General features: G+C 64.0%; 23 protein-coding genes and 1 tRNA gene. 17 read left to right on the top strand and 7 right to left on the bottom strand.

The window, feature by feature from the left end:
* The first annotated feature begins 62 nt into the window (after window positions 1-62).
* The 11 genes from glp (at window position 63) to JGU71_RS16710 (ending at window position 12,438) form a co-directional block, all read left to right on the top strand.
* The gene (glp, locus tag JGU71_RS16760; protein WP_199705427.1) at window positions 63-1,322 is read left to right on the top strand and encodes a molybdotransferase-like divisome protein Glp; all 1,260 of its coding nucleotides are present in this window, start codon (window positions 63-65) and stop codon (window positions 1,320-1,322) included.
* A gap of 27 nt (window positions 1,323-1,349) precedes the next feature.
* Window positions 1,350-1,991: a GNAT family N-acetyltransferase gene (locus tag JGU71_RS16755; RefSeq protein WP_199705426.1), complete on the top strand. Its 642-nt coding sequence runs from the start codon at window positions 1,350-1,352 to the stop codon at window positions 1,989-1,991.
* A 150-nt stretch (window positions 1,992-2,141) separates the two neighbouring features.
* On the top strand, window positions 2,142-3,038 hold the full coding sequence (gene sepX, locus JGU71_RS16750) for a divisome protein SepX/GlpR (protein WP_199705425.1): 897 nt from the start codon (window positions 2,142-2,144) through the stop codon (window positions 3,036-3,038).
* Window positions 3,039-3,125: 87 nt separating this feature from the next.
* Window positions 3,126-3,201 (top strand) — tRNA-Ala (locus JGU71_RS16745).
* Between the two features lie 256 nt (window positions 3,202-3,457).
* On the top strand, window positions 3,458-3,925 hold the full coding sequence (locus tag JGU71_RS16740; RefSeq protein WP_199705424.1) for a GyrI-like domain-containing protein: 468 nt from the start codon (window positions 3,458-3,460) through the stop codon (window positions 3,923-3,925).
* Complete coding sequence (locus JGU71_RS16735) at window positions 3,922-4,356, top strand: GyrI-like domain-containing protein (RefSeq protein ID WP_199705423.1); 435 nt, start codon at window positions 3,922-3,924, stop codon at window positions 4,354-4,356. The genes JGU71_RS16740 and JGU71_RS16735 overlap by 4 nt, the downstream gene beginning before the upstream one ends.
* A gap of 299 nt (window positions 4,357-4,655) precedes the next feature.
* Entirely contained in the window at window positions 4,656-5,387 is a 732-nt protein-coding gene (locus JGU71_RS16730; protein WP_199705422.1) for a DUF6875 domain-containing protein, read from the top strand.
* Window positions 5,388-7,110: 1,723 nt separating this feature from the next.
* The gene (locus JGU71_RS16725) at window positions 7,111-8,946 is read left to right on the top strand and encodes a putative bifunctional diguanylate cyclase/phosphodiesterase (protein ID WP_307829689.1); all 1,836 of its coding nucleotides are present in this window, start codon (window positions 7,111-7,113) and stop codon (window positions 8,944-8,946) included.
* 66 nt (window positions 8,947-9,012) lie between these two features.
* Window positions 9,013-10,317, top strand: a complete 1,305-nt coding sequence (locus JGU71_RS16720; protein WP_199705725.1) for an MFS transporter — start codon at window positions 9,013-9,015, stop codon at window positions 10,315-10,317.
* A 64-nt stretch (window positions 10,318-10,381) separates the two neighbouring features.
* Complete coding sequence (locus JGU71_RS16715; RefSeq protein ID WP_199705421.1) at window positions 10,382-11,518, top strand: glycosyltransferase; 1,137 nt, start codon at window positions 10,382-10,384, stop codon at window positions 11,516-11,518.
* A gap of 59 nt (window positions 11,519-11,577) precedes the next feature.
* Window positions 11,578-12,438: an SDR family oxidoreductase gene (locus JGU71_RS16710; RefSeq protein WP_199705420.1), complete on the top strand. Its 861-nt coding sequence runs from the start codon at window positions 11,578-11,580 to the stop codon at window positions 12,436-12,438.
* A gap of 16 nt (window positions 12,439-12,454) precedes the next feature.
* Here the strand turns inward: JGU71_RS16710 and soxR are convergent, their stop codons facing one another.
* A complete protein-coding gene (gene soxR / locus JGU71_RS16705) occupies window positions 12,455-12,919 on the bottom strand; it encodes a redox-sensitive transcriptional activator SoxR (protein ID WP_199705419.1) in 465 nt (154 codons plus the stop codon).
* Between the two features lie 84 nt (window positions 12,920-13,003).
* Between soxR and arcA the strand changes: the two genes are divergently transcribed.
* Entirely contained in the window at window positions 13,004-14,218 is a 1,215-nt protein-coding gene (gene arcA, locus JGU71_RS16700) for an arginine deiminase (protein ID WP_199705418.1), read from the top strand.
* Here the strand turns inward: arcA and arsC are convergent, their stop codons facing one another.
* A complete protein-coding gene (gene arsC, locus JGU71_RS16695; protein ID WP_199705417.1) occupies window positions 14,219-14,566 on the bottom strand; it encodes an arsenate reductase (glutaredoxin) in 348 nt (115 codons plus the stop codon).
* A gap of 32 nt (window positions 14,567-14,598) precedes the next feature.
* Between arsC and JGU71_RS16690 the strand changes: the two genes are divergently transcribed.
* Window positions 14,599-15,270 (top strand): NAD(P)H-binding protein, encoded by a 672-nt coding sequence (locus tag JGU71_RS16690; protein ID WP_199705416.1) that lies wholly within the window; start codon window positions 14,599-14,601, stop codon window positions 15,268-15,270.
* Here the strand turns inward: JGU71_RS16690 and JGU71_RS16685 are convergent.
* A complete protein-coding gene (locus tag JGU71_RS16685; RefSeq protein ID WP_199705415.1) occupies window positions 15,267-16,226 on the bottom strand; it encodes a carbon-nitrogen hydrolase family protein in 960 nt (319 codons plus the stop codon). The genes JGU71_RS16690 and JGU71_RS16685 overlap by 4 nt on opposite strands.
* 10 nt (window positions 16,227-16,236) lie before the next feature.
* Entirely contained in the window at window positions 16,237-18,597 is a 2,361-nt protein-coding gene (locus JGU71_RS16680; RefSeq protein ID WP_199705414.1) for an FAD-dependent monooxygenase, read from the bottom strand.
* An 82-nt stretch (window positions 18,598-18,679) separates the two neighbouring features.
* On the opposite strand from JGU71_RS16680, the gene JGU71_RS16675 reads away from it, so the two are divergent.
* A complete protein-coding gene (locus JGU71_RS16675) occupies window positions 18,680-19,324 on the top strand; it encodes a TetR/AcrR family transcriptional regulator (RefSeq protein WP_199705413.1) in 645 nt (214 codons plus the stop codon).
* A gap of 67 nt (window positions 19,325-19,391) precedes the next feature.
* Window positions 19,392-19,802, top strand: coding sequence for a GntR family transcriptional regulator (locus JGU71_RS16670; RefSeq protein ID WP_199705412.1), 411 nt, complete (start codon window positions 19,392-19,394; stop codon window positions 19,800-19,802).
* A 12-nt stretch (window positions 19,803-19,814) separates the two neighbouring features.
* Here the strand turns inward: JGU71_RS16670 and JGU71_RS16665 are convergent, their stop codons facing one another.
* Window positions 19,815-21,365 carry a dolichyl-phosphate-mannose--protein mannosyltransferase gene (locus JGU71_RS16665; RefSeq protein ID WP_307829688.1) on the bottom strand — a complete coding sequence of 517 codons (1,551 nt, stop codon included), beginning with the start codon at window positions 21,363-21,365 and terminating at the stop codon, window positions 19,815-19,817.
* A 50-nt stretch (window positions 21,366-21,415) separates the two neighbouring features.
* On the opposite strand from JGU71_RS16665, the gene rsmI reads away from it, so the two are divergent.
* Window positions 21,416-22,303: a 16S rRNA (cytidine(1402)-2'-O)-methyltransferase gene (gene rsmI / locus JGU71_RS16660; protein WP_199705411.1), complete on the top strand. Its 888-nt coding sequence runs from the start codon at window positions 21,416-21,418 to the stop codon at window positions 22,301-22,303.
* A gap of 9 nt (window positions 22,304-22,312) precedes the next feature.
* On the opposite strand, the gene JGU71_RS16655 is transcribed toward rsmI, so the two are convergent.
* Both JGU71_RS16655 and metG read right to left on the bottom strand, forming a co-directional pair.
* Window positions 22,313-23,446, bottom strand: coding sequence for a DUF2786 domain-containing protein (locus JGU71_RS16655; protein WP_199705410.1), 1,134 nt, complete (start codon window positions 23,444-23,446; stop codon window positions 22,313-22,315).
* A gap of 104 nt (window positions 23,447-23,550) precedes the next feature.
* Window positions 23,551-25,107: a methionine--tRNA ligase gene (gene metG, locus JGU71_RS16650; RefSeq protein WP_199705409.1), complete on the bottom strand. Its 1,557-nt coding sequence runs from the start codon at window positions 25,105-25,107 to the stop codon at window positions 23,551-23,553.
* Window positions 25,108-25,129: 22 nt separating this feature from the next.
* Between metG and JGU71_RS16645 the strand changes: the two genes are divergently transcribed.
* Window positions 25,130-25,966, top strand: a complete 837-nt coding sequence (locus JGU71_RS16645) for a TatD family hydrolase (protein WP_199705408.1) — start codon at window positions 25,130-25,132, stop codon at window positions 25,964-25,966.
* The last annotated feature ends 36 nt before the right edge of the window (window positions 25,967-26,002 follow it).

Here is a 26,002-nt window from a genome sequence, read left to right as displayed (position 1 = left end):
CGAGCGGCCTCCGCCGCTCGTCCCCATCATCGAGGCGACGACATTTTGTGAGGAAGGGAGCTATGCGCTCGGTCGAAGACCAGCAGACTCGGGTGACCGCTGCCGCTGTGGCACCGCGTCCGGTCCGAGTCGCGATCTCGGAGGCACAAGGATTGTTGTGTGCCGAGGAGGTGGTCACCGAGCGTCCGCTGCCCGGGTTCGATCAGGCGGCGATCGACGGCTACGCCGTCCGCAGTGTCGACGTGATGACGGCGGGAACCGATATCCGCGGCGACGAAGGCGAACCTGCCGAGCTCACGTTGCCCGTGGTCGGTGAAGTGATTGCAGGATCACGCCAGCCGACGCGGCTGCAGCCGCGCCAAGCCGTCCGCGTCGATACCGGTGCACCGTTGCCGACCTTGGCCGATGCCGTATTGCCTTTGGACAGTACGGACCGCGGCCGCGCCCGGATCAAAGTGCTGCGGCCGGTACGGTCCGGAGATTTCGTGCGCAGAATCGGTGACGATGTGCAGCCCGGGGACGTCGCCGTGCGGTCCGGCACCATCATCGGTGCTGCTCAGGTAGGGCTTTTGGCGGCGGTCGGCAGGGACAAAGTACTCGTCCATCCCCGACCGAGGCTTTCCGTTATTTCCGTCGGCGGCGAGTTGGTCGACATCGATCGCACGCCGGGTCCCGGTCAGGTCTACGACGTCAACTCCTATGCACTCGCGGCGGCGGCGCGCGACGCAGGCGCCGACGTGAACCGCGTCGGAATCGTCGGTACGGACCCGAAGCGGCTGCGCGAGATCGTCGAAGGTCAGCTGATCCGGTCGGAGTTGGTCGTCATCGCCGGTGCTGTCGGCGGTGGCGTGTCGGACCAGGTCAGGGACGCATTGTCCGAGCTGGGCGAAGTCGAAGTCGAACGGGTGGCGATGCACCCCGGTTCCGTGCAGGGATTCGGGCGACTCGGTCGCGACGAGGTCCCCACCTTCCTGCTTCCTGCCAATCCGGTGAGCGCGCTCGTCGTATTCGAAGTGATGGTTCGGCCCCTGATCCGAATTGCGCTGGGGCGACGCCAACCGATGCGACGCGTCGTCACGGCGAGAACGATTGCACCGATCACGTCGATCAAGAACCGCAAAGGATTTCTGCGCGCACAGTTGATGCGTGACGAGTCGACCGGCGAATACTTGGTGCAGGCACTCGGTGGTGCTCCGGGCGCGTCCTCGCACTTGCTCGCTACGCTTGCCGAAGCGAATTGTCTGGTGTTGATCGATCCGGACGTCACCGAGGTCCGTACCGGCGACGAGGTCGACGTTGCTTTTCTCGCGCAGCGCGGCTGAGCAGCAGCTCCGAGATTGGGAACGAACTTGCTCAATTGGTCGAATCATCCCGGGTGGCCGACAGAGCTCGGTCCGCTGCGGGTTGCGGGTGGCGTCGTCACGCTGCGTCCGATCAAACTGCGTGACGGCGCGGCGTGGAGTCGAATCCGGATCAAGGATCGTGACCATCTGCAGCCGTGGGAACCGACGGGATCCGGCGTCTGGGAAGCGCGGCATCACTCCTCCAACTGGCCGGGTCTGTGGTCGAGTCTCAAGACCGAGGCACGCAAGGGGCACATGATTCCGCTGGTCATCGAAGTCGACGGCGAATTCAGCGGTCAGCTGACGATCGGCAACATCGTGCGCGGTGCACTTCGGTCTGCGTGGATCGGCTACTGGGTCGCGAAGGACGTCGGAGGTCAGGGCGTAGCGACGGCTGCGCTTGCGCTCGGCCTCGACCACTGCTTCGGTGCGGTCGGACTGCATCGGGTCGAGGCGACGGTACGGCCGGAAAACCTTGCGAGCCAAGCAGTTCTGCGGAACGTCGGCTTCCGTGAGGAGGGTGTGCTCAAGCGCTACCTCGATGTCGACGGCGCGTGGCGAGATCATCTACTCGTCGGGATGACCGTCGAAGAGGTCGCCGGCACCATCGCCGATCGCCTGATCAGGACGGGAAAGGCTAGCTGGTAGCTGAGCTGGTCGATAGGTCCGTGTTACGCAAGTGACAGTTGTTGAGATCGCACGGCGAGCCTGCCGAGTCCGCGTCCGCGGCGCGATTAGCCTTGCATCGTCGCTGACTCGAGGTCCGCGCAGGTAGACCGAACGGAGGTGCTCAACTCGATGCCGAACTCGTTTCTGTGGATCGGACTCGTCGTGTTGTGGCTGTTCGTTCTGTTTCCGATGCTCGCAGACCGGCATCCACGCATCCGGCAGACGACAGATGCAGCACTGGCAACACGAGTGCTATTTCGTGGCGGCTCGAAACGTAGGGGACGCGGACCCGCTTCGGGTCATGACAGCGATCCGAACTGGCGCCCGGCGAACCCGGGCAAATCTGATCGACGAGGCATCGACGCGGAGGATCTGATGGACACTCACGCTGAAGAAGAAGCTACCGACACCGATGTGACCGAGCAGGATGATCACGTCGTTGCAGGGGCTCGGCGTCGCACCGGCACAGCAGCTGCGCCCGGCCGCAGTGGCTCCGGTGGCTCCGGTGGCTCCGACGACGGTGACGAATTCGACGAAGCCGCCGAGTCTCGGGAGTTCGTCCCGAATCGGCGGGGTCGCGGAGGTTTCGACCCCGAGGCCGACGCCATCGCCCGCGCGGCACGATATTCGTTCCGCCAGCGCGCCGTGCTTGGCCTGATACTCACCGCGATCATGACAGCCGGTCTGGCAGTGGTTATTTCGACGACGATGTGGTGGGCGTGCGGTCTTGCCGTCGTAATCCTCGGCGGGTACCTCACCTACCTACGCAAGCAGGTCAGGCTGGAAGAGGACATTCGGCGCCGCCGGATGGCACGGCTCGGCAGGGCGCGCCTCGGAGTCGAGTCACGCGAGGACGAAGAACTGCGACTCGTCCCAGCACGCCTTCGGCGACCCGGCGCCGTTGTCGTCGAAATCGACGACGAGGACCCGGTTTTCGACCATCTCGACCACTTCGACGAAGCTGCGATCGATCGGACGACGCAAGGCCGACCAGCGGCCGGGATGCGTAGGGCCGCAGGGGAGTAGCGCGGTAGCCGCGGGGAATCGACCTGAATTCGGAACACGGACGATCCCCTGCTAAAGTTGCCGAGCGCGGTCGAAGTCGGGCCGCACGGGGCTGTAGCGCAGTTGGTAGCGCGCTTCGTTCGCATCGAAGAGGTCCGGGGTTCGATTCCCCGCAGCTCCACCACACCGGGCGCGTGGCGCCCAGCTTCGCAACAGAGTGCGCTTTGCGCCTCGTGCGCAGTTCTTTCTCGGTCTTGTCTCTCATCTTGGTCTACCTCAGTGGCTCACGGCCGCGTTCGTGGACTCCCTTGTAACGGTACCGATGTCGAAGTGTGACCGTCGGCAACCGAGAGCTGACGACCCTCTGCGTCGGTAACATTGGTAACCTTCGTCACACTGGTCCGCGACCGGTTTCCGCGACGCATTCGAAGAGGGCCTGCATGCAGTTTCAGATCGTCGAGCGAGACGAAACCTGGGTTGCCGGTCTGCCTGTGCGAAGTCCGAAGCGGGCGTTGGGGAAGCTACGTGACGTCGCACTCGAAGAAGCCTGGTCGTCGGTGCTCAATCAGGAGATCGGCGGACCGCTTGCGTCGATCTACACAGACTTCGACGCCGACCTCGAGACGTACAACACGCAGATCGTCGGCTATCAATGCTCGTCGTTCGCCTCGGTAGCTCGGGGACACCTCCTTGCGCGTGTCCCAGCGGGCGTCTACGCGCGGTTCTCGGCGGTCGGTACCTTTCCCGACGTGATGCAGGATCTGTGGACCCAGATCGACTATGCCGAGGAGCACCACGAGATCAGGCGGACTTTTCTAGGCGACTTCGAGTGCTATCCCCACGCGTACAAGATCGATCTCTACCTGGCCGTCGAGCACGTGGGGCGCGCGCAGGGGAAGACGCCGTGACACACGACATCGCAGTGCGGGAGGCGCAGATCTTCGGTGGTCTCGTCGTCCCTCGGGTCGTCCCCGGTTTCAAGGTCAGCGGCAGTGACCTCGTCGACTTCCTGAAGGGCAGGCTGCGTGAGCGGGACGAGCATGCGCAGCCGGTCTACACGATCTATATCCCTGATTCTGCCCACCAAAACAATGTTTTGGTCTGTTTTCCGTACGAAAACGTCGAGTCCATTCCGTTAGGCGACGTTTTTACCAAGGTGCCGAAAGGTATCTACGCAATATTCCGTCCCAGTGGTGAGTACTCGGACCCGATCGAGGATGTCTGGGCGCAAGTTGACGTCGCCGCTGAATCCGGCGAGATCGTCCGTGCGTTTTTAGAGGAAATCGAGATATGCGACTCGGATAACCGGATCGAGTTGTACATCTCCATCGCGGTGTGACTTTGGTCGACCGTCCGGCGGGCTCTGTTTCCTGTTGCAGCAGTGAAGTTTTCAACCGCAACCGCGTGGCTAACCAAACGGCCCCGTGACGGTCGACACCGTCGAATTTGTCACCACTGGTCTTTCCCTCCGTATGTGACGGATAATCACAATCGCAATGTCGGGTGGCTAAATTTCAAACTGGGTATTGCTGGTGAGTCCCGTCGGGGGAGCGCCGCAAATGCGAACCGAGTGCGCAGCGAACACAATGGCTCGGTTCGCACAGACAATCGAACAAAACGATGGCAATCGGTCGGTACGTGATTTATCAACTTTTCGAACGTCCGGCCGATGAATATCTTGCCATCTCGACCGAAAGGATCACCATTATGTACTCGACGTCCACACTCGTCGCGCCGAACGATACGTCCCTCGCTCTAGCCAGTCTGTTCACCAGTCGACCAGCCGCAGGATTGGAGGTTGAGACCAATGTCCTGCGGCGCTGGGCACTGGAGTATCTGAGCAAATCTCATCCTGATCTTGGTCGTAAGGGCGCGGTGTGCCCGTTCACGTCGCCCTCGATCAAGAAGGATCTGTTCTGGGTCTCGTTCCTGAAGGGTGCCGAGCTCGAGCGCGACGCCATCAGCGGTGCCCTGACGGAGGTGATTCGGCAGTTCCAGTCGAGTGAGCCCGTCGAGGAAAAAGACGAAATGTTGAAAACGGTTATTCTCGTCTTCCCCGATCTCGAAGATTATTCGATCGTCGACGAAATTCAGCTCGAATTCAAGAACATGTTCATCAAGTACGGACTTATGGTCGGGCAGTTCTACCCCGGCTGCGGCGAAGGTGGATTGTGGAATCCGCATTTCCGTCCCCTGGACGCGCCGTACCCCATGATTGCCATTCGTACGATGACGGCGAGTGACTATCCGTTCCTCACCGGTAGTGAAGAATGGGCATCGGCCTATCTTTCTCGCTTTGCTCCGGGAATTCCCGCGCGCGTTCGAAATGATATGGTCCAGCGAATCGTTGCAGGCGGCGTTCCGGCCTGATCGGTAATTATCCTACTATTCGTCAGGATTTTAGCGGAATGATTTCGCCAAGTGCAGTTGTGTATTCGGGCCGGTTTTCCAGCCGAGTGCTGCCCGCACGCGCGCGAACGGTTGCAGGGGACGCATTACTCCTCGCCCGAGCTGACGTCGATACGTCGCAGGGTCGAGTCGGGATCGGGAACGCGTCTGAGCTGGGTGCTTTTGGGGCGGTGGGGAACCCGTGTCGACGCTGTCGAGTCGGCGTAGGGGTTTTATTTCATATCTGTAACGACCATCGGGCGCTGGACGATGGTTGCGGAGAAGGTGTCCTCGGATTTCGATCTCGAAGCGTGCGAGCGCTCGATCGACTACGCCGAGACGATCGCGATGAACACAAAAGGCATTGCACCGCGGGTCCCTACGGGCAATCGGTTGCGCCGTCGCATTAGGACGTGTCGCAGGATAGCGACGATAGGTCCGCGGCATTTGATCGACCGCGACTTCGGACCTGACGTCACGTTCGATGCAAATCCGATCAGTCGGGGGATCGAGCATAGCCGACGTCAATTCTCGGGCTACCGCGTGGCAGCACGTCGAGGTGTGGGTGCAGGCGCTACATGGCTCGAACTTTGCTTCCCGGATTCAAGTGAAACGAACGGTATGTGTTTGCGCTGTAAACAAACTTTATGCTTGCTCGGGTGTCTCTGCGCGCCCTGCGCGTAACGATTCCAGGAAATATCGAGTGCACCGGGTCGGCTGGCGAGGGAAACCGACTGCGGACAAATAAAGGGCTCCGAAACATGTCAGTTCGTGGGTTGTCGGCCGTCTGGGAGGATGACGCTGGCTGCGGACCACTGCTGAGGTGCGGGTGCGCCGATGTGTGTCTCGACACGCCGGCGCGGGCAGCCCCGCCGATCATGCTCGACCGCATGGGGCAACGTCGAGCGGCTGCGACTGCTGCGGCGTGTCGCTTCGAGTGCGCTGTCAGCGTGTCGCGCTGAACTCCGCGGTGGGTGCACACCCGAGCGGGCAAAGGCAGGCAATAGCAACCCGTTGGTTACCGATTGGTAGTTGTGGGGCACCCCTGTGCGATGTGGAGGTGTAGTTCGATGCGCGCCGCAGCGCCCGGCGATGCGGCGATACCTGCGGGTCGCAGGGGTGTCGGCGCCACCGCTCGTAGTTCTGCGGATCCTGTCGCGCCTATCCATACGGAAAGGAGGCAGTCGTTGTTTACGACCGCCGCAAAACAGAAATCCTGCTATTCACATTCGACGAACCCGGCAAGCTATTTCCCGATCGGGTCGAAATCGATTAGCTGCCCCCTCGACCCGACTGGCAGGCTAGCGCCGGAGATTGCTCGAGGTTGGCCGAGACCGCAGGCATGCCGCACGCGGCTGGGTGGCTATCATATTGCGGCCGTACAGTATTCGGATCCATCGGGTCGGCGTGCGGCGCCGTCGACAGCAGACCGGTCCGTCGTATCATCTCAATGCCGGATCGGCTTCAATTCGAATGTCGACCCTGTTCGACATGATCCACACAAATGCGTCCGACTCAGCAATAATCGCACTGGAGCAGAGTATGGGAGAGTAACGATTCGGATTTTGCACGCTGTAGCGATCGACGGTTTCGGCAGCGCAAGGTGTGAAGCGAACGGGCGAAGGATTGGACGACACATGACCGAACGGGAAGTGGTTGCCCTTCCTCGTACCGGAGCATCCTCCGCCTGCGATCGGACGTAGCGATGCCAGACCGGGCCCTGCAGAAGGGTCTCGACCGACTCGTGACGTCTGTGGCGTTGCAGCTGATGAGCGTCGACGCGTCGACCATGGTCGAAAAGACCGAGGCCGCTCTCGACGAGTTGCGCCTGCATTTCGGTGTAGAGCACGCCTACCTGCGCTACAACGATCACAGGATCCGCGCGTCGATTTTGATCGCCGAGTCGCCGCGGACCGAGTTCGGCACGGATCCGAACCCGAACGACGTCATCTACTTCGCGGACACCGACGGTGATCTTGCCGCAGCCGAACATTCCCTCGAACCCACCGTCGTGCTGAACAATACGTCCGGTGGCGGTTGCAGTTCCTACCTCTTCGCGCCACTCGTCGCAGGTTCGCTGGCTGCCGGGTTCATCGCGCTCACCCACCTCGGTTCGAACGAGTTCTCGCCGAGCGAGGTCAATGCGACGCAGGCGGTCGCAGCGCTGTTCGCGCAGTTGAAGGCCCGAATCGAAGCCGAAGACAATCTGCGCCACACCGCAACACACGACGACCTCACCGGGCTGTCCAATCGTCGAGCCCTGCTGGAGTACATGGAACGCCGTCTGCAGCGCGGTGAGCCGGGACCTGTGGCCACGCTGTTCATCGACCTCGATCGGCTCAAGGCGCTCAACGACTTCCTCGGCCATTCTGCGGGCGATCAGTTCATCTCCGCACTCGCTCAGCGGCTGCGCGACCAGATGGACCCTCGGGACATGATCGCGCGCCTCGGCGGCGACGAGTTCGTCATCGTTCCTGCGCTGCCTATGACAACCGACGTCGCCGAAGCAGAGGCCGCGCGGATCCAGCAGCTCGTCAGTGAGAGAGTCGAGCTCGGCGGCGAGAAGGTGAGTCGAAGCGTCAGTATCGGCGTCGCGGTGGGAATGCCGGGTGAGACGTCCGTGTCGGACGTGCTTCGCCAAGCAGATCAAGCTGTTCTTGCTGCCAAGACAGCAGGCGGCAACGGGATCTCGGTGTTCACCGAAGAAATGCGCACCCTGTACGCCCTCCGCGACGATGTCGAGCTACATCTTCGCCACGCCGTCGAGAACGACTCGTTGCTCCTGCACTACCAGCCCGAACTCGACCTGCGGTCCGGCAAGATTCTCGCAGTCGAGGCACTGGTTCGCTGGCAGCATCCAACCCGAGGGCTGCTTTTCCCCGGGACGTTCATCGAGGTCGCCGAGGCAACGAACCTCGCGGGCGAACTCGGCCGCTGGGTCATCCGCAAGGCATGTAGCCAATTCGCCGATTGGCGGGAGCGCGGTCTTGCGACCGACCTCGTGATGAGGATCAACGTGTCGCCGGTGCAGCTGGTCAGCCTCGACTTCGTCGCCTCCGTCGAGGAGGTGCTCGCCCACTTCGCCATCGACGGACCGTCGGTGTGCTTCGAGATCACCGAGCACGTCGTCGTGCAAGACCTGGCGCGGACCCGAATCACGTTGGAGGGTCTCGCGAAAATCGGTGTGCAGGTCGCCATCGACGATTTCGGCACCGGGTACAGCTCGCTGTCCCACCTGAAGGAACTCACGGTGGACGCGCTGAAGATCGATCGCAGTTTCGTCACCAGACTCGGGACCGACTCCGACGACATGGCGATCGTGAAGTCGATCGTCGGCCTTGCGAAGGCGTTCGATCTCGATCTGGTCGCCGAGGGCGTCGAAACCTCGATCGCGGCACGGACCCTGCTCGAACTGGATTGTCATCGAGCGCAGGGCTATCTGCTGTCGAGGCCGATCCCGCCCGAGCGCGTCGAGGTTCTCCTGGCCGCCGGCGCGATCCCGCTCGATTTCTCCGCCGACGTATCGGTATCCGACGATTAGAGGCGACCGACGATCGGTGTCGAGGGTCGGCGCTAGCATCGCTGCGTGAGTGATCCGACCCTCGATATGGACACGGTCGGCGCCGTCGATTCGACCGTGAAACGGCCCCGGCTACATCCGGCCTGGATCGTCGCCGCGGTTGCGTTCGTGGCGCTGATCGGCGCGGCAGGCTTCCGTGCGGCTCCTGGCGTTCTGATGGTGCCTCTCGGCGACGAGTTCGGTTGGTCGCGCGGCCTCATGTCTTCCGCGGTCGGAGTGAACCTGCTGCTGTTCGGGCTGACAGCACCTTTCGCCGCTGCGCTGATGGACCGGTTCGGTATCCGTCAGGTGATCACCTGTGCGCTCGTCCTGATCGCGGCGGGCAGCGGTCTCACCGTATTCATGACAGCGAGTTGGCAGCTTGTGCTGCCGTGGGGCGTGCTGGTCGGTCTCGGTACCGGATCGATGGCGTTGGCGTTCGCTGCAACCGTCGCCAATCGCTGGTTCGTGAAACGTCGCGGCCTCGTCATGGGTGTGCTGACGGCAGGCAGTGCCACCGGCCAGTTGGTCTTCCTTCCCGTGATCGCCTGGGTCGCAGAAAAATCCGGTTGGCGAACCGCGTCGCTGATCATCGCGTTCGGCGCGCTGCTGGTCGTCCCGTTGGTCATCGCTTTCCTCCGCGACTATCCGATCGATCGCGGCGTTCGCCCGTACGGGGTCGAATCCGATGTCCCGCTCCATCGCCCTGCCGCCGGGAAGGGTGCGGCTCGCCGGGCGGTCGAGGCGCTTGTCGTGGCCGCGCGCACGCGGACCTTCTGGGCGCTGACGGTCGGTTTCGCGATCTGTGGTGCGTCGACGAACGGGCTCATCGGCACGCACTTCATCCCGTCGGCGCACGATCACGGCATGGCCGAGACGACAGCGGCGGGTCTGCTCGCGGTTGTCGGAATCTTCGACATCGTCGGCACCATCGCCTCGGGTGCGTTGACCGACAAGGTCAACCCCAGGATTCTGCTCGCCATCTACTACGGCTTTCGGGGTATCGGTCTGATGCTGCTGCCGATGCTGCTTTCGGACGCGGTTCACCCGAGCATCGTTCTTTTCGTCGTCATCTACGGTCTGGACTGGGTTGCGACCGTGCCTCCGACCGCAGCGCTGTGCCGCGAAGCATTCGGTGACTCCGGCACGATCGTGTTCGGCTGGGTGTTCGCAGCGCATCAGATCGGAGCCGCGTTCGCCTCGGTTGCGGCAGGCTTCGTCCGCGACGCGACCGGGCAGTACACGATCGCGTGGTTTGCCGCGGCAGGGCTGTGTGCGATCGCCGCCGTTGTGTCCCTCGGCGTCCGCAAGGGGCCCGCCGTGGACGAGAAGGCCGTCGACGTCTCGTCGTGAGGTCTTCCGCCGCCGTTCACACTGTGTTCGACGGATCGGGTTGCGGCGCCTGGAAGATCTGCGAGTGCGGATCATTCAGCTTGCCAACTTCTACGGTCCGCGTTCGGGCGGTCTGAAGACCGCACTCCATCATCTCGGCGCCGGGTACGTAGCGCACGGACACGAGGTAGAACTCATCGTGCCCGGCCCCGAGCGGTCCGAAGAGACGCTGTCCAGCGGCGTCACACGAATAACGTTGCCCGCCGTCGCCATACCTGGCACCGGCGGCTACCGAGCTGCCGACCCACGTCGTGTCGCAGACGTACTCGACGGATTGCGCCCCGATGCGATCGAAGTGTCCGACCGACTCACCCTGCGCGGTTTCGGTCGGTGGGCAGCTCGCCGCGATGTCGCAAGCATCATGGTGTCCCACGAGCGACTCGACCGGCTGCTCGGTCAGGTGCTGCCGCGCGCAGCAGCGCGCAGATTCGCCGACGTAGCCAACCGGCGAACGGCCGCCGACTACGACGTTGTCGTCTGCACAACGGACTTCGCGCGCGAAGAGTTCGTGCGGATCGGTGCGACCAACGTTCGGCAGGTACCGCTCGGAGTGGATCTCGACCTGTTCACGCCGGGCCGACACGACCTCGCGTTGCGGTCGCATCTGGCCGAGAATTCCCGTCCGCTTCTGGTGCACTGCGGTCGGCTGTCGGTGGAGAAGCGGGTGGACCGCAGCATCGATGCCGTAGCGGCACTCGAACAGCAGGGCCTGCCGGTGCGGTTGGTGATCGTCGGTGACGGTCCACGTCGCGAGTCGCTGCAACGGCGTGCTCGCGGGTTGCCGGTTCGGTTCACGGGTTTCATCGGCAATCGTGAGCGCCTTGCGACGTTGCTCGCGACGGCCGACGTCTCGCTGGCACCCGGCCCGCACGAGACGTTCGGACTCGCAGCGCTGGAAGCGCTCGCAGCGGGGACCCCCGTTGTCGCGTCGCGATCATCGGCGCTTGCCGACATCGTCACCGCCGAATGCGGCGCGGTCGCCGACGACAACGGGTTGGCGTTCGCCGAGGCCGTGAACGACGTCCTCACGATGCCGCTCGTCGGCAGACGCCGGGCGGCACGCTCTCGCGCCGAGCAGTTCGGCTGGCCCGCGTCGGTGGCGGGGATGCTTGCAGCGCTGTCGGTAGAACCCTTTCCCCCTGCGCAGGTACCCTGCGTTTGAGCAAACGAGGCCGAAGGCGGGCCGGATCGAGCGTAGCGATGCGTGGGAAAAGGACGGACATGGTCAGCACTTCGAGCGCGAAGACCTTGCAGCAGAAGAAGACGCTTGTCACCGGCGCTGCCAGCGGAATCGGGCGCGCGACCGCCTTGGCTGCAGCCGCCGAAGGTGCCGAGCTCTTCCTCACCGACATCAACGAGGACGGGTTGAAGGAGACTGTCGAGCTGGTGACGGGCAAGGGCGGGACGGTCCGTTTCACGAAGGCACTCGACATCTCCGATTTCGATGCCGTTTCGGCCTTCGCCGCCGAGGTCGACGACCAGTTCGGCAGCATGGACATCGTGATGAACGTCGCGGGAATCTCGGCTTGGGGGACGGTCGAGAATCTCGAACATCGGCACTGGAAATCATTGATCGACGTGAACCTGATGGGCCCCATTCACGTCATCGAAAACTTCGTGCCACCGATGATCGCGGCGGGTCGAGGTGGCCATCTCGTCAACGTCTCCTCCGCAGCGGGTCTGCTCGCGTTGCCGTGGCACGCGGCATACAGCGCCAGCAAGTTCGGCTTGCGGGGTGTCTCGGAGGTGCTGCGCTACGACCTGAAGAGGCACAAGATCGCCGTCCATCTCGTTGTGCCCGGCGGCGTCAAGACTCCGCTCGTCGAATCGGTGGAGATCGCGGGAGTCGACCGATCCGATCCGAGGATTCAGCGCTACATTCACGCCTTCGAGAAGCGGGCCATCACACCCGAACGCGCTGCCGACGCGATCATCGAAGGCATCAAAAAGAACCGGTTTATGGTCTACACCTCGTTCGACATCCGCTTCGGCTACTGGTGGGCACGAAAGTTCGCCTACCCGTACGAGAAGGCGATGCAGGCGGCCAACGATCGATTCAGCACGTTCCTGCCGCCGGCCTGAGTTCGGTCGCGCGGGATCAGCTGTTCAGATCGACGTCGAGTACTCGTGCGCCCGGACCGCTCTCACCGAGGCGGTCGTGCGCATTCACCAACGAGCAACTGCCGAGCGACAGACACCCGCAGCCGATGCAGCCGTCCAGGTTGTCGCGAAGCCGCGACAGTTGAGTGATGCGGTGATCGAGATTCGCGCGCCACGCGGTCGAGAGCTTGGCCCAATCGCGCCTATTGGGGGTCCGGCCCTCGGGTAGGTTCTCGAGCGCGTCCCGAATCTCGCTGAGCGGGATACCAACTCGCTGCGAGATCCGAATGAAAGCGACGCGGCGCAGCGTCTCGCGATGGTATCGACGCTGATTGCCGCTGGTGCGTCTGCTCGAGATCAGACCTTCGCGTTCGTAGAAGTGCAGAGCAGACACCGCGACGCCGCTACGGTCGGACAGCTGGCCGGGTGTCAGCTCCTTCGCTTTCCAGTCGGGCATGTCCATTCCTCGACATTACTCGAGGTCGGCCGGTGTCGACTTGGCAGTCTCGAATATGACGAGCGGTCGTTGTACACATAACGTGTGGACATGAACGCGGATGATCTCGCGCTCGGAGCCGACTCCGAGGTCGGCCGATTGCGGGCGGTGTTGTTGCATCGACCAGGTGCCGAACTCCAGCGGCTGACCCCGCGAAACAACGACCAACTGCTCTTCGACGGGTTGCCTTGGGTGGAGCGGGCACAAGCCGAACACGACGCTTTCGCAGCTGTGCTTCGCGAGCGCGGGGTCGAGGTCTTGCTGCTGTCCGACATCCTCACCGAAACGCTTGCAGGTAGTGGAGCTGCACGGATGCAAGGCATCTCGGCAGCCGTCGACGTTCGTCGGCTTGGCCGACCGCTCGCGACGGAGCTTGCCGTGTACCTGCGTGGCATCGCGCCCGCAGACCTTGCGACCGTGCTCACCGCGGGTATGACCTTCGACGAACTGCCGATCGGACCGAGTGCGCAGTCGCTGGTCCGGCGGATGCACAACGGCGTCGACTTCGTGATCGACCCGCTACCGAATCTGCTGTTCACACGTGATTCGTCGTTCTGGATCGGTGCCAGGGTCGCCATCACGGCACTCGCGTTGCGCGCACGGGTTCGGGAGGCATCGTTGACCGATCTGATCTACGCGTTCCATCCCAGGTTTCTCGGCGTCCGGCGTGCCTACGAATCGCACACCGCACCGGTCGAAGGTGGGGACGTACTGTTGCTCGCGCCTGGGGTCGTCGCGGTCGGGGTAGGGGAGCGGACCACGCCGGCGGGTGCAGAAGCGTTGGCGCGCAGTCTTTTCGACGATGATCTCGCGCATACGGTACTGGTCGTGCCGATCGAACAGACCCGGGCGACGATGCATCTGGACACCGTGTGCACGATGGTCGACGTCGACGCCGTCGTGATGTATCCCGCTATCCGAGAGTCGTTGTCGGCGTTCGTGATCGAGCGCGCAGATCCCGACGTTCAGATCACCGGCCCGACCCCCTTTCTCGAGGCCGCGGCGGCTGCGATGGGCATCGGGAAGCTGCGCGTGATCGATACCGGCCTCGATCGTGTGACCGCCGAACGCGAGCAGTGGGACGACGGAAACAACACGCTCGCAATAGAACCCGGCGTTGTCGTCGCTTACGAACGCAACGTCGAAACCAACAGAAGGCTGGAGGCATCGGGTATCGAGGTGCTGCGAATCTCCGGCTCCGAACTCGGCTCGGGCCGCGGTGGTCCGCGGTGTATGTCGTGCCCCATTGCGAGGGACCTGGTCTGACTACAGAATCTCGCGCACGGTCTCGGCCGGCCGTGCCAGCCGAGTTCCCTTGGCCGTCACCACAATCGGACGTTCGATGAGAATCGGATGGGTGACCATCGCGTCGATGAGTGCCGTGTCGTCGGCGTCGGCGAGCCCGAGTTCGGAATAGATGGCCTCGCGCTTCCTGATCGCTTGCGAGGGCCGCAGTCCAGCGTCGTCGAGCAGTTTGCGAAGGCCGTCGCGGGTGGGCGGCGTGTCGAGATACTTCACAACTTCCGTCTCGACGCCCGCCTGTTCCAGAATTCGCAGTACGGTGCGAGAGGTAGAGCATCGGGGATTGTGATAGATGATCGCAGTCGTCGCCATGGTTGACATTGTGCATTGTGGAAGAGGTTCGAGTGCCGGTCCAGCGCGTCGTTATTGCAGGTGGTCATGGAAAGATCGCCCATCACCTCATCGAAATACTTGCTGCGCGCGGCGATCACGCCGTCGCGCTGATTCGCAAGCAGGAGCACGCGGACGAAGTTGCCGCATGGGGTGCGACGCCGGTGGTGCTCGATCTGGAATCGGCGACAGCGGCACAGCTTGCCGAGGCCCTCGCGGATGCAACCGCTGTTGTCTTCGCCGCCGGGGCGGGTCCGGGAAGTGGTGCGGCCCGCAAGGATTCGGTGGACCGCGGTGCCGCCGTGTTGCTCGCCGATGCGGCCGAACTTGCCGGGGTCCGGCGGTATGTGCAGATCAGCAGCTTCGGTGCCGGTGAACCCGTTCCCGAAGGCGCCGACGAGACCTGGACGGCCTACATCACCGCGAAGACGGCTGCCGAGGACGACGTCAGGCCGCGGGAACAGTTGGACACGACGATCCTGCGTCCGGGTCTGCTGACCGACGATGCACCCACCGGCCTCGTGACGCTCTCGCGACCACCACTCGACAAGGGCGAGGTGACTCGTGCCGATGTCGCTGCGGTAGTTGCCGAACTGCTCGACGCACCCGCCACCATCGGCATGACGCTGATGTTGACCGGAGGGTCGACGTCGATCGCGGACAGCATCAGGCAGCTTGCTGCCTAACGGCTGATGTGCGTCCCGACGAGCTTGCGCATGCGGTAGTTCACCTTGCCGTGCAGGTTCGCGACATCCCAGGTGGCGCGCACGGACGCGGTCATATCGGGAATCCAGTAACGATCCTGGATCTCGTCGATCGGCTCCGGCGGTGCCAACTCGATCGTCGCGGCGATGTGCCCCTCGCCGTCGCGTTCGGACAGTCGAGCGAGGATCGTGCCGTCACGTTCGGCGATCTGCGTCTCGCCGAGCATGGTGGTTCGGTACGGCACCTTCGGTAGGCCCGGCAGGTACATGGTGACCGGTCCGACGTGGCTGGCATGTACGACGGGTGCCCCGACGAGTCGAGCGACCTGACCGGGCAGTGGTCGGGCCAGTTCGATCTGTTGCAGGTGTTCGCGGTTGCCCCACCAGCCGAACGGACCGACCCAATTCTGCGGTGTCGTCGGCCAACACATGCCGCCGAGTACCACGTCGACCCTCCCGCGCAGTCGCGCTGCCGTCCCGTATCTGGCCCACTCCCAGCCACACGCCAACCCGACCGAACCGAGCGTTGGACTGTCGACGACACCGTCGTCGTTGCCGCCGACGTAGAAGTTCTGTTCCCACATCGTCGGGATGTCTTTGTCGTGCGAGTTCACGGTGCCGTCGGGTTCGGCAAGCACGTAGTGACCGTAAGCATCGCCGTCTCGTTCGGCGAGATAGCCACCGCCGACGACGATCCCGAGTTCGCGGGCGAGACCGGTCAGCAGTTCGTAGGGCGCACCGCGTTCGGGGCGGGCAACGGTGCGCATAGCCGGATGGTGGACGTTCGGCGACGACGCGGCTTCCGGCACGATGATGACGTCCGGATTGTGCGTTCGATGGGCGTCCCTGATCAGCTCGTCGAGTCGCGCGAGGTTGTTGTCCACATCGGCCACCTGCAGTGCAGGCTGGACTGCGGCGACCGTGATGGTGCGAGGCATCCGTCGTTCCTTACGCATCGATTGTCAGTTCTGGATCCAACGAGCGGGACACACACGGGTACGTGATGTCGGTTCTCGACCGTTCGCTTGGCGCGATGATGTCGTCGCGATGGTCCGGTCGACCGCGCAGCACGGCAACTTCACAACTGCCGCAGAGTCCGTTCTCGCACGAGGCAGGCAGGTCGGCGACGACCGTGCGCAGTGCGTCGAGCATCGACGTCCCGACCGGCACGGTCACCGTCGTCTTCGACGCTGCGAGTGCGACCGAGAAGGGAGTGTCGGCACCGCATTTCTTGACGGTCGGTACGAAGCGCTCGATGTGCGCGGAAATGTCGTCGCGGTGCGAGGCCAGATCCACGACGGCATCCATCAGTCCGTTCGGCCCACAGCAGTACACGGCTGCGCCGCTCGGGAGTTCAGCGATCATGCCCTCGATGTCGGGTCGGGGGTCGCGTTCGGCGTTGCTCAAGGTCACGCGGTCGCCGTGTCGTTCGGCCAGTTCGGCGCCGAACGGCATCCGGTCGACGCCACGGCCACGGTAGAGCAGCCGCCACGACCTGCCTGCGGCGGACGCACTCGCAATCATCGGCAGCAGCGGAGTGATGCCGATCCCGCCCGCGACGAACAGGTATTCCGCCGCGTCCTGCATCGCGAAATTGTTGCGTGGGCCACCGACCCGCACGGGAGATCCATCGGCTAGGTCGTGGATCTCCACCGATCCGCCTTTGCCCTCCGGTTCGAGCAGCACGGCGATCCGAAGAATCAGCTCGTCCTCAGCCGAACTGCACAGCGAGTACTGGCGGACCCTGCCCGATGGAAGATGCAGATCGATGTGCGCGCCGGGCTCCCATGCGGGCCATTTTTGGCCGTCGACGCGGGCAAGGTCGAGTATGTCGACGTCGGGTCCGGCGGCCGAGGTCCGCGTGACGATGGCGTCGACCGGGCCGTTTCGGTGTGCTCGTCGTTCGGTCTCGCGCGGCGGGCGACTCCACGGCTCGTCGTCGCTGTGCTCACCGACCACCGCTCCGAGGCCGGGCATGCGGCCGGGATAGGACTGCGCGGCGCGTAACTCGGCACGGATAGCAAGTTCGGTCGCGGCAAGTTCGCCGAACTCGAGCAGCATTCGTGGGCTAGGTCCGCGCTGGCGGACGGCGGAGAAGATCGCCCGTACCAGGCGCGGGACGGTGTAGACGCCCTGCGGCTTCACGAGACGCTGGTGGATGTCGGACAACTCGGTACCGCCGACGCCGTTCACCACAGCGGCAAGGATCTCCGGCGGCACAGCAGGGATGCGGGTCTCGAGATTGCCGTAGTGATAGGTCGGCAAACATTCGAGGTCTCGGGCGCGTTCCCATGCGCGGGTCGCGTCGTCGAGCGCCTTCGGGTCGTCGAGTACGTCGACGACATGTTCTGCCAGTCGTCGGCCCATCCACATTGCGTCGCGCATGCCCTGGCCGAGCACGGGGTCCTTGAAGTGACCGGCATCGCCGATCAGCGCCCAGCCCGGACCGGACGAGCGGCGAAAGTACGCGTGGGTCTGGCCAGTTGCACGGATTTTCGATTGATTCCGGGCGCCGGCGATCCGTTCGGCGAGGATCGGGAACTCCGACACCTTGCGTGCGAAATAGGCTTCGCCGTCGGCGCGGGCTTCGGCAACCTCCGCTCGCGGGCCCATGAAGAGGACGAGCAGCCGACCCTTCGGTGTGCACGGAAATGCGAACGCGATGGTGTCCTCGGTTCGGCCTTCCCACAGCGTCGACGCCCAGGTGGTGTCGGCCGCAGGATCGTCCAGGTACCGGAAGACCATGCCCCGGCCGTTGCGGGAACGGCGGTAGGGCTCCCAGACCCCGACCTGGTGAGCGACGGTCGAATGCCGGCCGTCGGCTCCGACGACGAGGTTGGCGCGGATCTGACGCGTGGTTCCGGCGGGATCGGTGTACTCGATGCCGATGGCGCGGCCGTTGTCGCGGACGATCCGGGTGACGGCGCATTGTTCCCGCACGTCTGCTCCGGCGTCGCGGGTTGTGGCCAGCAGCGCTGCGTCCTGGTCGACCCGCGGAACGCTGATGCCGTAGTCGATTCCGTCGACCTCGCGGAATTTCTCGGTGCGTCCCGCTCCGAGCAAGTCGATCTGCAGATGCGTCATGCGAGACGGTTGGAGAGCGAGAATCCGGTCGAGGGCACCGATTTTCGCGACCTCGCTGACTCCCATCGGGAACAGCACATGTGTCGAGAGGGTGTCGGACGGGAATGCTGCCCTGTCCAGCACGACGACGCTGCGGCCGGCCCGTGCGAGTGGTGCGGCCATTGCGGTACCCGCGCAGCGTGAACCGACGATCACAACATCGGCACGCTCGACGATCTCTGGCATGGGAGCCCCTTCGTAGGAAGTTGCCACCATTATTGCATCGATATAACAGTGATATAGCACTTATCGTGCTAGAAACATTGCGATGGCCACCCGCCGAACCGAATCGCCCATGCACGTGCGCCTGCTCGAAAGTGCCGCCCACCTGCTCGCTTCCGAAGGCCCGAGTGGCCTGTCGACCCGAAAAGTTGCAGCAGCGGCAGGCACCTCGACGATGACCCTCTACTCCCAGTTCGGGTCCATGCCGGACCTGATCAAGGCCGTCGTCGACGAAGGATTCGCGCGGCTCGCCGTCGAATTCGACCAGGTCCCACAGACCGACGACCCCGTCGCCGACCTCGGTGGGGTCTTCTCTGCCTACCTGTCGAACGCACGCGCCAACCCGGACCTGTACGTCGTGATGTTCGGGTCCGCGTCGTTGGGCGGCTACCGCGGAAGTCCCGACGACACCTTGCAGACCGGGCGCTACACCTACGACTACATCGTCGAAGCCGCCCGCCGGGCCGTCGAAGCCGGACGACTCGACGCACTCGGACCGGTGGCGATCGCGGCTCAGATCTGGAGTGCGCTGCACGGCTACGTGGTCCTCGAACTGGCGGGTTATTTCAAACCGCCCGAATCAGGTGTTCGCAACGTGCTCCAACCCATGCTGCTGAACCTCGTCGTCGGACTCGGGGACAGCCGCGAATCGGCGACCGAGTCCGCACGTTCGTGGTTTGCAGACGACTGATCGTGCAGACGTGCTGAGATGGGACGGCGGTCTGGGGTCAGGCCGCAAGTCTGGGAGGGTGTGGTGCGTGCCTACTGATCCGAATGTCTCGCGGCCTGGAAACGTTGCGTCCCCGTTCGATATTGCGATCGATCACAACTCGTCGGCAGTGGCGCCGTACGAACAGTTGCGACTGGCGATCATCGATCAGGTTCGGGCAGGCAATCTCGTTGCGGGAACCAAGATTCCGACGGTCCGCAAGCTCGCCGAGCAGCTGAAACTGGCTGCGAACACCGTCGCTCGGGCCTACCGCGAGCTCGAACAGGATGCGGTGATCGAGACCCGTGGACGGCAAGGTTCGTTCATCAGCTCGAGTGGTGACCCGACGCGAGACCTCGCTGGTCGGGCAGCGACGGCGTACGTCGCCGAGATCCGGCGGCTCGGCCTCGCCGATCGTGACGCCGTCGCGTTGGTCGAGACGGCGCTCGTTCGAGGTTAAGCAGGGTTGACGCTAGCGCCAGCTCGGCAGCCAGAGTTGCTGTTCCCACATCGTCGTCGAAATCGGCAGCGCGGTGAGAATCGGCCACAGCCAGACGAAGTTCGCGATGACGACGCCGATGTACAGAGACACCGCGAGCAGACCGGTCGCTCGGCGTTCGTCGCCGTTTCCGGCCTTGCCGAGAATGTCACCCAGCGTCAACGCCAACCCCATCACGAGGAACGGCGCGAGCGCGGCAGCGTAGAAGTAGTACATCTGGCGATCGAGGGTGAGGAACCACGGCAGCAATGCCGCGCCGTATGCGGTCAGGACAAGCGCGTAGCGCCAATCCCTGCCGACCAGCCAGCGCCACAGGCCCCAGGCGAGGACAGGGAATGCGAGCCACCACATGGCAGGCGTACCGACGAGCATCACGGCTTTGACGCAACTGGTCTGACCGCAGCCGGTCACGTTGTCGCCGTCGGCGTAGTAGTACAGCATCGGCCGCAGACCCATCGGCCATGTCCATGGCTTGGATTCCCATGGGTGTCGGTTGCCCGCCGAATTGGTGAGTTCCTCGTGGAACTGCAGGACGTTGCCGCTGTAGTACCAGAGCGATCGCACCGCATCCGGAACGAACGAAAAGGCACTGTCGGCGCCGATCTTCGTTCCGACGGCATGACGGTCGATGCCTGTCTCGCTGGCGAACCACGCCCAGTACGTCGAAAGATAGACCGCGATCGGGATCACGACGAGTGCATACAACGCGGGGCCGAGATCGCGAATGGCTGTGCCTCGCCACGGCTTTCGGACTCCGTACGCACGTCGGGCAGCGATATCGAGCGCAACGCACGCGATGCCGAAGAACGCGACGAAATACACGCCCGACCATTTGGTCCCACAGGCAAGACCGAGCAGAACCCCCGCACCGAACCGCCACCAGCGCACGCCGAGTCGAGGTCCCGCCGCGGTGACACCGATACGGCCCTGCGCCGCTGCGACGGCGAGACGCTGCCGCACTTGATCTCGATCGACGACGAGACAACCTAGTGCGGCGACGACGAAGACCGCGAGGAAGATGTCGAGCATGCCGAGGCGTGCCGATACGAAGGTGACGCTCTCGGCGATCATCAGGATGCCGGCGATCGCGCCGATCATCGTCGAACGTGACATACGGCGAACGATGCGAACGACGAGCAGTACGAGCACTGTGCCCGCGACCGCGGCGGAGAATCGCCAGCCCCAGCCGTTGTAACCGAACAGGGCCTCGCCGACCGCGATCAACTGTTTACCGACGGGCGGATGAACGACCAATCCGTACGCGGGGTTGTCTTCGATCCAGCCGCCTGTCAGCACCTGCCAGCCCTGCGGCGCGTAGTGCTTTTCGTCGAAAACCGGTGTGCCCGCGTCGGTCGGGTAGTTCAGGATCGTGAACCTGGTGATTGCAGCAACGACGGTGATGAAGGCGGTGACCATCCAGCCGCGCACCGTGTCGGTCGGCCCGAACTCGGAGGCGGGCAACACGGGTCCGGGGCTTGCTTTCGGACGATCGTCGACCGCATCGGTGACGGCGGTGGCGGTCACCGGCGCTCGTCCGTCAGCTTGGTCACGTACCCGATCGTATGCTGTCCGGAATGGGAACCGATCGAGCGGAGCAGGGCACGGGCGGGAACGCGCAGGTCGAGGCGGCGACTGGCCGACTTGTCCTTGCAGGTACGCCGATGGGAGAGGTTCGCGACGCGTCCGAACGGTTGCGTGAGGCTCTTGCGACGGCGGATGTCGTTGCCGCCGAGGACACCCGCCGGACCAAACAGCTGGCCCGTTCGTTGGACATCGTCATTACCGGCAGGATGGTCAGCTTCTACGACCACGTGGAGGTCGCGAAGATTCCTTCGCTACTCGACGATGTCCGGGCCGGGCGGACGGTCCTGCTCGTGACGGATGCCGGGATGCCGTCGGTCAGCGATCCGGGGTACCGACTTGTCGCCGCCTGTGTCGAGGCGGGCTTGCCCGTCACCTGTCTGCCGGGCCCGTCCGCGGTCACAACTGCTCTGGCGGTGTCGGGACTGCCCGTCGAACGGTTCTGCTTCGACGGCTTCGCGCCACGTAAGCAGGGTCAGCGCCGGGCCTGGTTCTCGACGCTCGCCGACGAGGAGCGGGCGTGCGTCTTCTTCGAGGCGCCGCACCGGTTGGCCGATTGTTTGGCCGACGCGGTCGCGGTGCTCGGCGCGGACCGACGGGCCGCCGTGTGCCGTGAGCTCACCAAGACCTACGAGGAAGTAATCAGAGGCACCCTTTCGGAGTTGGTCGTGTGGGCACAGGATGGCGTGCGTGGCGAGATCACCGTCGTCCTTGCCGGCGCGCAGTTGACTCCCAAGGACCCCGAGGATCTTGTCGATCGCGTCGAGGAACTTGTCACCCTGGGTGTCGGTCTCAAAGATGCGTGCGCGCAAGCAGCGACCGCGGGGGTATCGAAGCGGGAACTCTACGAAGCTGTGCTCGAGGCGCGCCGCGGTCGCTGAGGCGCTGGTTCAGCCTGCCTGTCGTCGTCCTTCGACGTGGTCGTTGCCGCGTAGGGATGCGCGTTCGGCTGCGGCCTGGCCCGCATACCACCCGGCGGAGTCGACGGGAGCTGTCCGCGTCGGCTTGGTCGCCGGGAACAACCGCTCGAATTCTGCGTCCACCGCGGCACTTTGGCGAGCGAGGACGGGAAGTACCGCGCTGACCGCAACATCTGCTTCGGCAGCGGCCTGTGCCGTTGCCGAGGTGCCGGTCATTCGCAAACGCTGACCGATTCGCACGGCGAAGCCGTACAGGAACGCCCGCCGAAACGATGCCACCGACCCCGAGTCGCCGCTGTCGACCGCTCGTCGTGCCGCGTCGGCCATCGCTCGGGTTACCTGAACGAGCAGTGATGTGAACAGCAATTCGGTCTGCTCGAGGTCGATCGCCGTCCCGACGCAGGTCGCGATCGCCAGCTTGTCGAACCAGACGGTCCTGACCCTGTTCGTCGACGCGATCTCGGACAGCAGCAGCGCCTTCTCCTTCACGTACGGCGACTCCAGGTGGACACGTCGGGTATGGACGTCCGCGGCCGCAGACGTGTCGGCATTCGCCTGCAGTAGAGCGGCGGTGATCGCGTACTTCGTCATGAACTCCTGCGCTTTGGCAGTGAAAGTCTCCGCCTCCTCGGCGAATTCGGTCGATTCTGCCTTTGCGAGCAACGCGCGGATGCGGGCGAGCACCTTCGGATCGACGCCGACCCGCGGCGCGGTCGATTCGGTTCTGCGCTCCGGCCACGTCGATGGCCGCGCGCATTCCGGGGCCAGCCGCGGCAGATAGCGCCACAGCTGGGTGACCGCCGTTCGTTGCAGCGAGCTGGAGCCGTCGGGCCCGGGTCGTGCTTCGATCTCGGCGATAGCGCGCAGTTGCCGCAACCACTGCTCGGGCGCACGATCCTCGGCTTTCGACATGGCGGCCTCGTACCGAATGGCCCAGACCGCGAGCCGGACCTCGCCCGCGCCGAGTGATCGCCGGGTCGCGTGCATGATGTCGGCGGGCTGCCAACCCCGTTCGTATGCGCCCGCAAGAGCGTCGAGCACGGAGGTGCCGTCGGCTGGTGAAGCGACGGAGTGCAGCCCTCGAACTGATGTTCTATTAGTCATGCGGGGAGTGTGCCGCATGTCACCGACAAGCTAGGCCGCTACGCGGCTCGTGAGTCTTTTCGGAGGGCCCGACCTCCAAAAAGACTCACGAGCGGCGAAGCCGCCTACGGGGTTTCGGGTTCTACGTAGCGCGGGAAGACCGGCGCAGGCGCAGGCAGGGGAGTGCCCGCCACGAGCGGTGTCGCCAGATCTGCGAACTGTCGGTGATCTGGATCCTGGCCGACGAGATCGAGGATCTTGTTCGCAGATTCCGGCATCAGTGGCTGAACGAGGAAGCCGACGGTGCGGACTATCTCCAGCGTCACGTACAGCACCGTCTCCATACGGGCCGGATCGGTCTTGCGCAGCACCCACGGCGCCTGGGCCGAGAAGTAGCGGTTCGTCTCACCGAGCAGCGACCAGATCGCGTCGACCGCGAGATGGATTGCCTGGCTGTCGAATTCCTTGCGGACCCGATCGAGCAGACCGGCGGCGAGGTCGAGCATCGTGCGATCTTCGGCACTGAACTCACCTGGCGTCGGGACGACACCGCCGAGGTTCTTGGCGACCATGGTCAGCGAGCGCTGCGCGAGGTTGCCGAGTTCGTTGGCGAGGTCGGTGTTGATTCGGCCCACGATCGCGTCGTGGTTGTAGTTGCCGTCCTGGCCGTAGGAGAATTCGCGCAGCAGGAAGAAGCGCAGCTGATCGAGGCCGTACTCCTCGATGAGTGCGATCGGGTCGACCCCGTTGCCGACCGACTTCGAGATCTTTTCGCCCTTGATGTACAGAAACCCGTGTACGAAAACACGTTTCGGCAGTTCGATCCCGGCCGACATCAGGAACGCAGGCCAGTACACGGCGTGGAATCTGGTGATGTCCTTGCCGATGATGTGTAGGTCCGCGGGCCAGAACTGCTTGAACGCTTCGGATTCGGTGTCGGGGAAGCCCGCAGCGGTGAGGTAGTTGGTGAGCGCGTCCACCCAGACGTACATGACGTGATCGGGGTGGCCGGGCACCGGCACACCCCAGTCGAAGGTCGTCCTCGAGATCGACAGGTCGCGCAGTCCGCCTTTGACGAAACTGACGATTTCGTTTCTGCGCGTTGCGGGTTCGAGGAATTCGGGGTGCTCGGCGTAGAGCGCGAGCAACTTGTCCTGATAGGCCGAAAGGCGGAAGGTGAAGTTGGCCTCTTCCGTCCACTCGACCGGCGTCTGCGTTTCCGTCGATACGCGGGTGCCGTCGCCCTGGACCGTCGTCTCGGCTTCGGCGTAGAACGCTTCGTCGCGCACCGAGTACCAACCGTCGTAGGTATCGAGGTAGATGTCGCCGTTCGCGAGCATCCGCTCCCAGATCGCCGTGCTTGCGAGCTGATGGTCGGCGTCGGTGGTTCGGATGAAGCGGTCGTAGGAAATGCCGAGCGCCTTGTCCAAGTTCTCGAACACGTCGGAGTTGCGGCCTGCGAACTCGGCTTCGGAGATGCCTTCAGCGCGTGCCGACTGCTGAACCTTCTGGCCGTGCTCGTCGGTGCCGGTGACGAAGCGGACGTCGAAGCCATCGAGCCGTTTGAAGCGGGCGAGTGCATCGGCGGAGATGTACTCGTAGGCGTGTCCGATGTGCGGTGCACCGTTCGGATACGCGATCGCTGTTGTGATGTAGAAGGCAGGTCGGTCAGATGCGCTCATGGTGGCGCCTATCGTAATCGGCGTGAAGTCGGACCGTCCCGCACCTGACCTGCCAGAGCCGTTGGCGCCATTGGTCGACGCCCATACCCACCTCGACGCGTGCGGCGCGGTCGATGCGGACGGTGTTCGTGCCGCGGTCGACCGTGCCGAATCCGTCGGTGTCGGTCGGGTCGTGACCGTCGCCGACGACCTCGCCGCAGCTCGTTTCGCTGTCGACGCCGCGCAGTGGGACAAGCGTGTGTTTGCCGCTGTCGCGATCCACCCGACCAGGGCCAACGTGCTCGACGACGTGACGAAGGCCGAAATCGAGCGGCTCGCCCGCGACCCCCGGACCGTTGCGGTCGGAGAGACCGGTCTCGACTACTACTGGCCGGGCAAGCTCGAAGGCTGCGCGGATATCGCCGAGCAGGTCGAGGGTTTTCGCTGGCACATCGACCTCGCGAAGCGGCTGCGCAAACCGCTGATGATCCACAATCGTGAGGCCGATCACGATCTCCTTGCGGTGCTGCTCGACGAGGGCGCTCCGCAGACAGTGATTTTCCACTGCTTCTCCTCGGACGCGAACATGGCGACCGCATGCGTCGAGGCCGGCTACATCTTGAGTTTCTCGGGGACCGTCAGCTTCAAGAACGCGCGCGAATTGCACGAGGCGGCCAAGCTCGTGCCCGACGATCAGCTGCTCGTCGAAACGGACGCGCCGTATCTGACACCGCATCCCTACCGTGGCGCACCGAACGAGCCCTACTGCTTGCCCTACACCGTCAGGGCCCTCGCGGCGCTGCGTGGACAAGACCCCGAAGAGCTCGCGCTGGCCGCTACAGCGACCGCTGAGCGGGTCTATCGACTGCCCTGGAATTGAGTCTTGCTACCGCCGCGCGCGTCGACGATGCCCGAT

The organism is Antrihabitans stalagmiti (assembly GCF_016482825.1).
Taxonomy (GTDB): Bacteria; Actinomycetota; Actinomycetes; order Mycobacteriales; family Mycobacteriaceae; genus Antrihabitans; species Antrihabitans stalagmiti.
The sequence above is the reverse complement of the archived record's forward strand: the minus strand, read 5'-3'. Positions and strand labels throughout refer to the sequence as shown.

What these genes read in the sequence shown, in the direction of transcription:
- glp (WP_199705427.1), top strand. Translation starts at nt 63, where the DNA reads ATGCGCTCGGTCGAAGACCAGCAGACTCGGGTGACCGCTGCCGCTGTG.
- sepX (WP_199705425.1), top strand. Translation starts at nt 2,142, where the DNA reads ATGCCGAACTCGTTTCTGTGGATCGGACTCGTCGTGTTGTGGCTGTTC.
- JGU71_RS16740 (WP_199705424.1), top strand. Translation starts at nt 3,458, where the DNA reads ATGCAGTTTCAGATCGTCGAGCGAGACGAAACCTGGGTTGCCGGTCTG.
- JGU71_RS16725 (WP_307829689.1), top strand. Translation starts at nt 7,111, where the DNA reads ATGCCAGACCGGGCCCTGCAGAAGGGTCTCGACCGACTCGTGACGTCT.
- JGU71_RS16720 (WP_199705725.1), top strand. Translation starts at nt 9,013, where the DNA reads ATGGACACGGTCGGCGCCGTCGATTCGACCGTGAAACGGCCCCGGCTA.
- JGU71_RS16710 (WP_199705420.1), top strand. Translation starts at nt 11,578, where the DNA reads ATGGTCAGCACTTCGAGCGCGAAGACCTTGCAGCAGAAGAAGACGCTT.
- soxR (WP_199705419.1), bottom strand. Translation starts at nt 12,919, where the DNA reads ATGGACATGCCCGACTGGAAAGCGAAGGAGCTGACACCCGGCCAGCTG.
- arcA (WP_199705418.1), top strand. Translation starts at nt 13,004, where the DNA reads ATGAACGCGGATGATCTCGCGCTCGGAGCCGACTCCGAGGTCGGCCGA.
- arsC (WP_199705417.1), bottom strand. Translation starts at nt 14,566, where the DNA reads ATGGCGACGACTGCGATCATCTATCACAATCCCCGATGCTCTACCTCT.
- JGU71_RS16685 (WP_199705415.1), bottom strand. Translation starts at nt 16,226, where the DNA reads ATGCCTCGCACCATCACGGTCGCCGCAGTCCAGCCTGCACTGCAGGTG.
- JGU71_RS16680 (WP_199705414.1), bottom strand. Translation starts at nt 18,597, where the DNA reads ATGCCAGAGATCGTCGAGCGTGCCGATGTTGTGATCGTCGGTTCACGC.
- JGU71_RS16675 (WP_199705413.1), top strand. Translation starts at nt 18,680, where the DNA reads ATGGCCACCCGCCGAACCGAATCGCCCATGCACGTGCGCCTGCTCGAA.
- rsmI (WP_199705411.1), top strand. Translation starts at nt 21,416, where the DNA reads ATGGGAACCGATCGAGCGGAGCAGGGCACGGGCGGGAACGCGCAGGTC.
- JGU71_RS16655 (WP_199705410.1), bottom strand. Translation starts at nt 23,446, where the DNA reads ATGACTAATAGAACATCAGTTCGAGGGCTGCACTCCGTCGCTTCACCA.
- metG (WP_199705409.1), bottom strand. Translation starts at nt 25,107, where the DNA reads ATGAGCGCATCTGACCGACCTGCCTTCTACATCACAACAGCGATCGCG.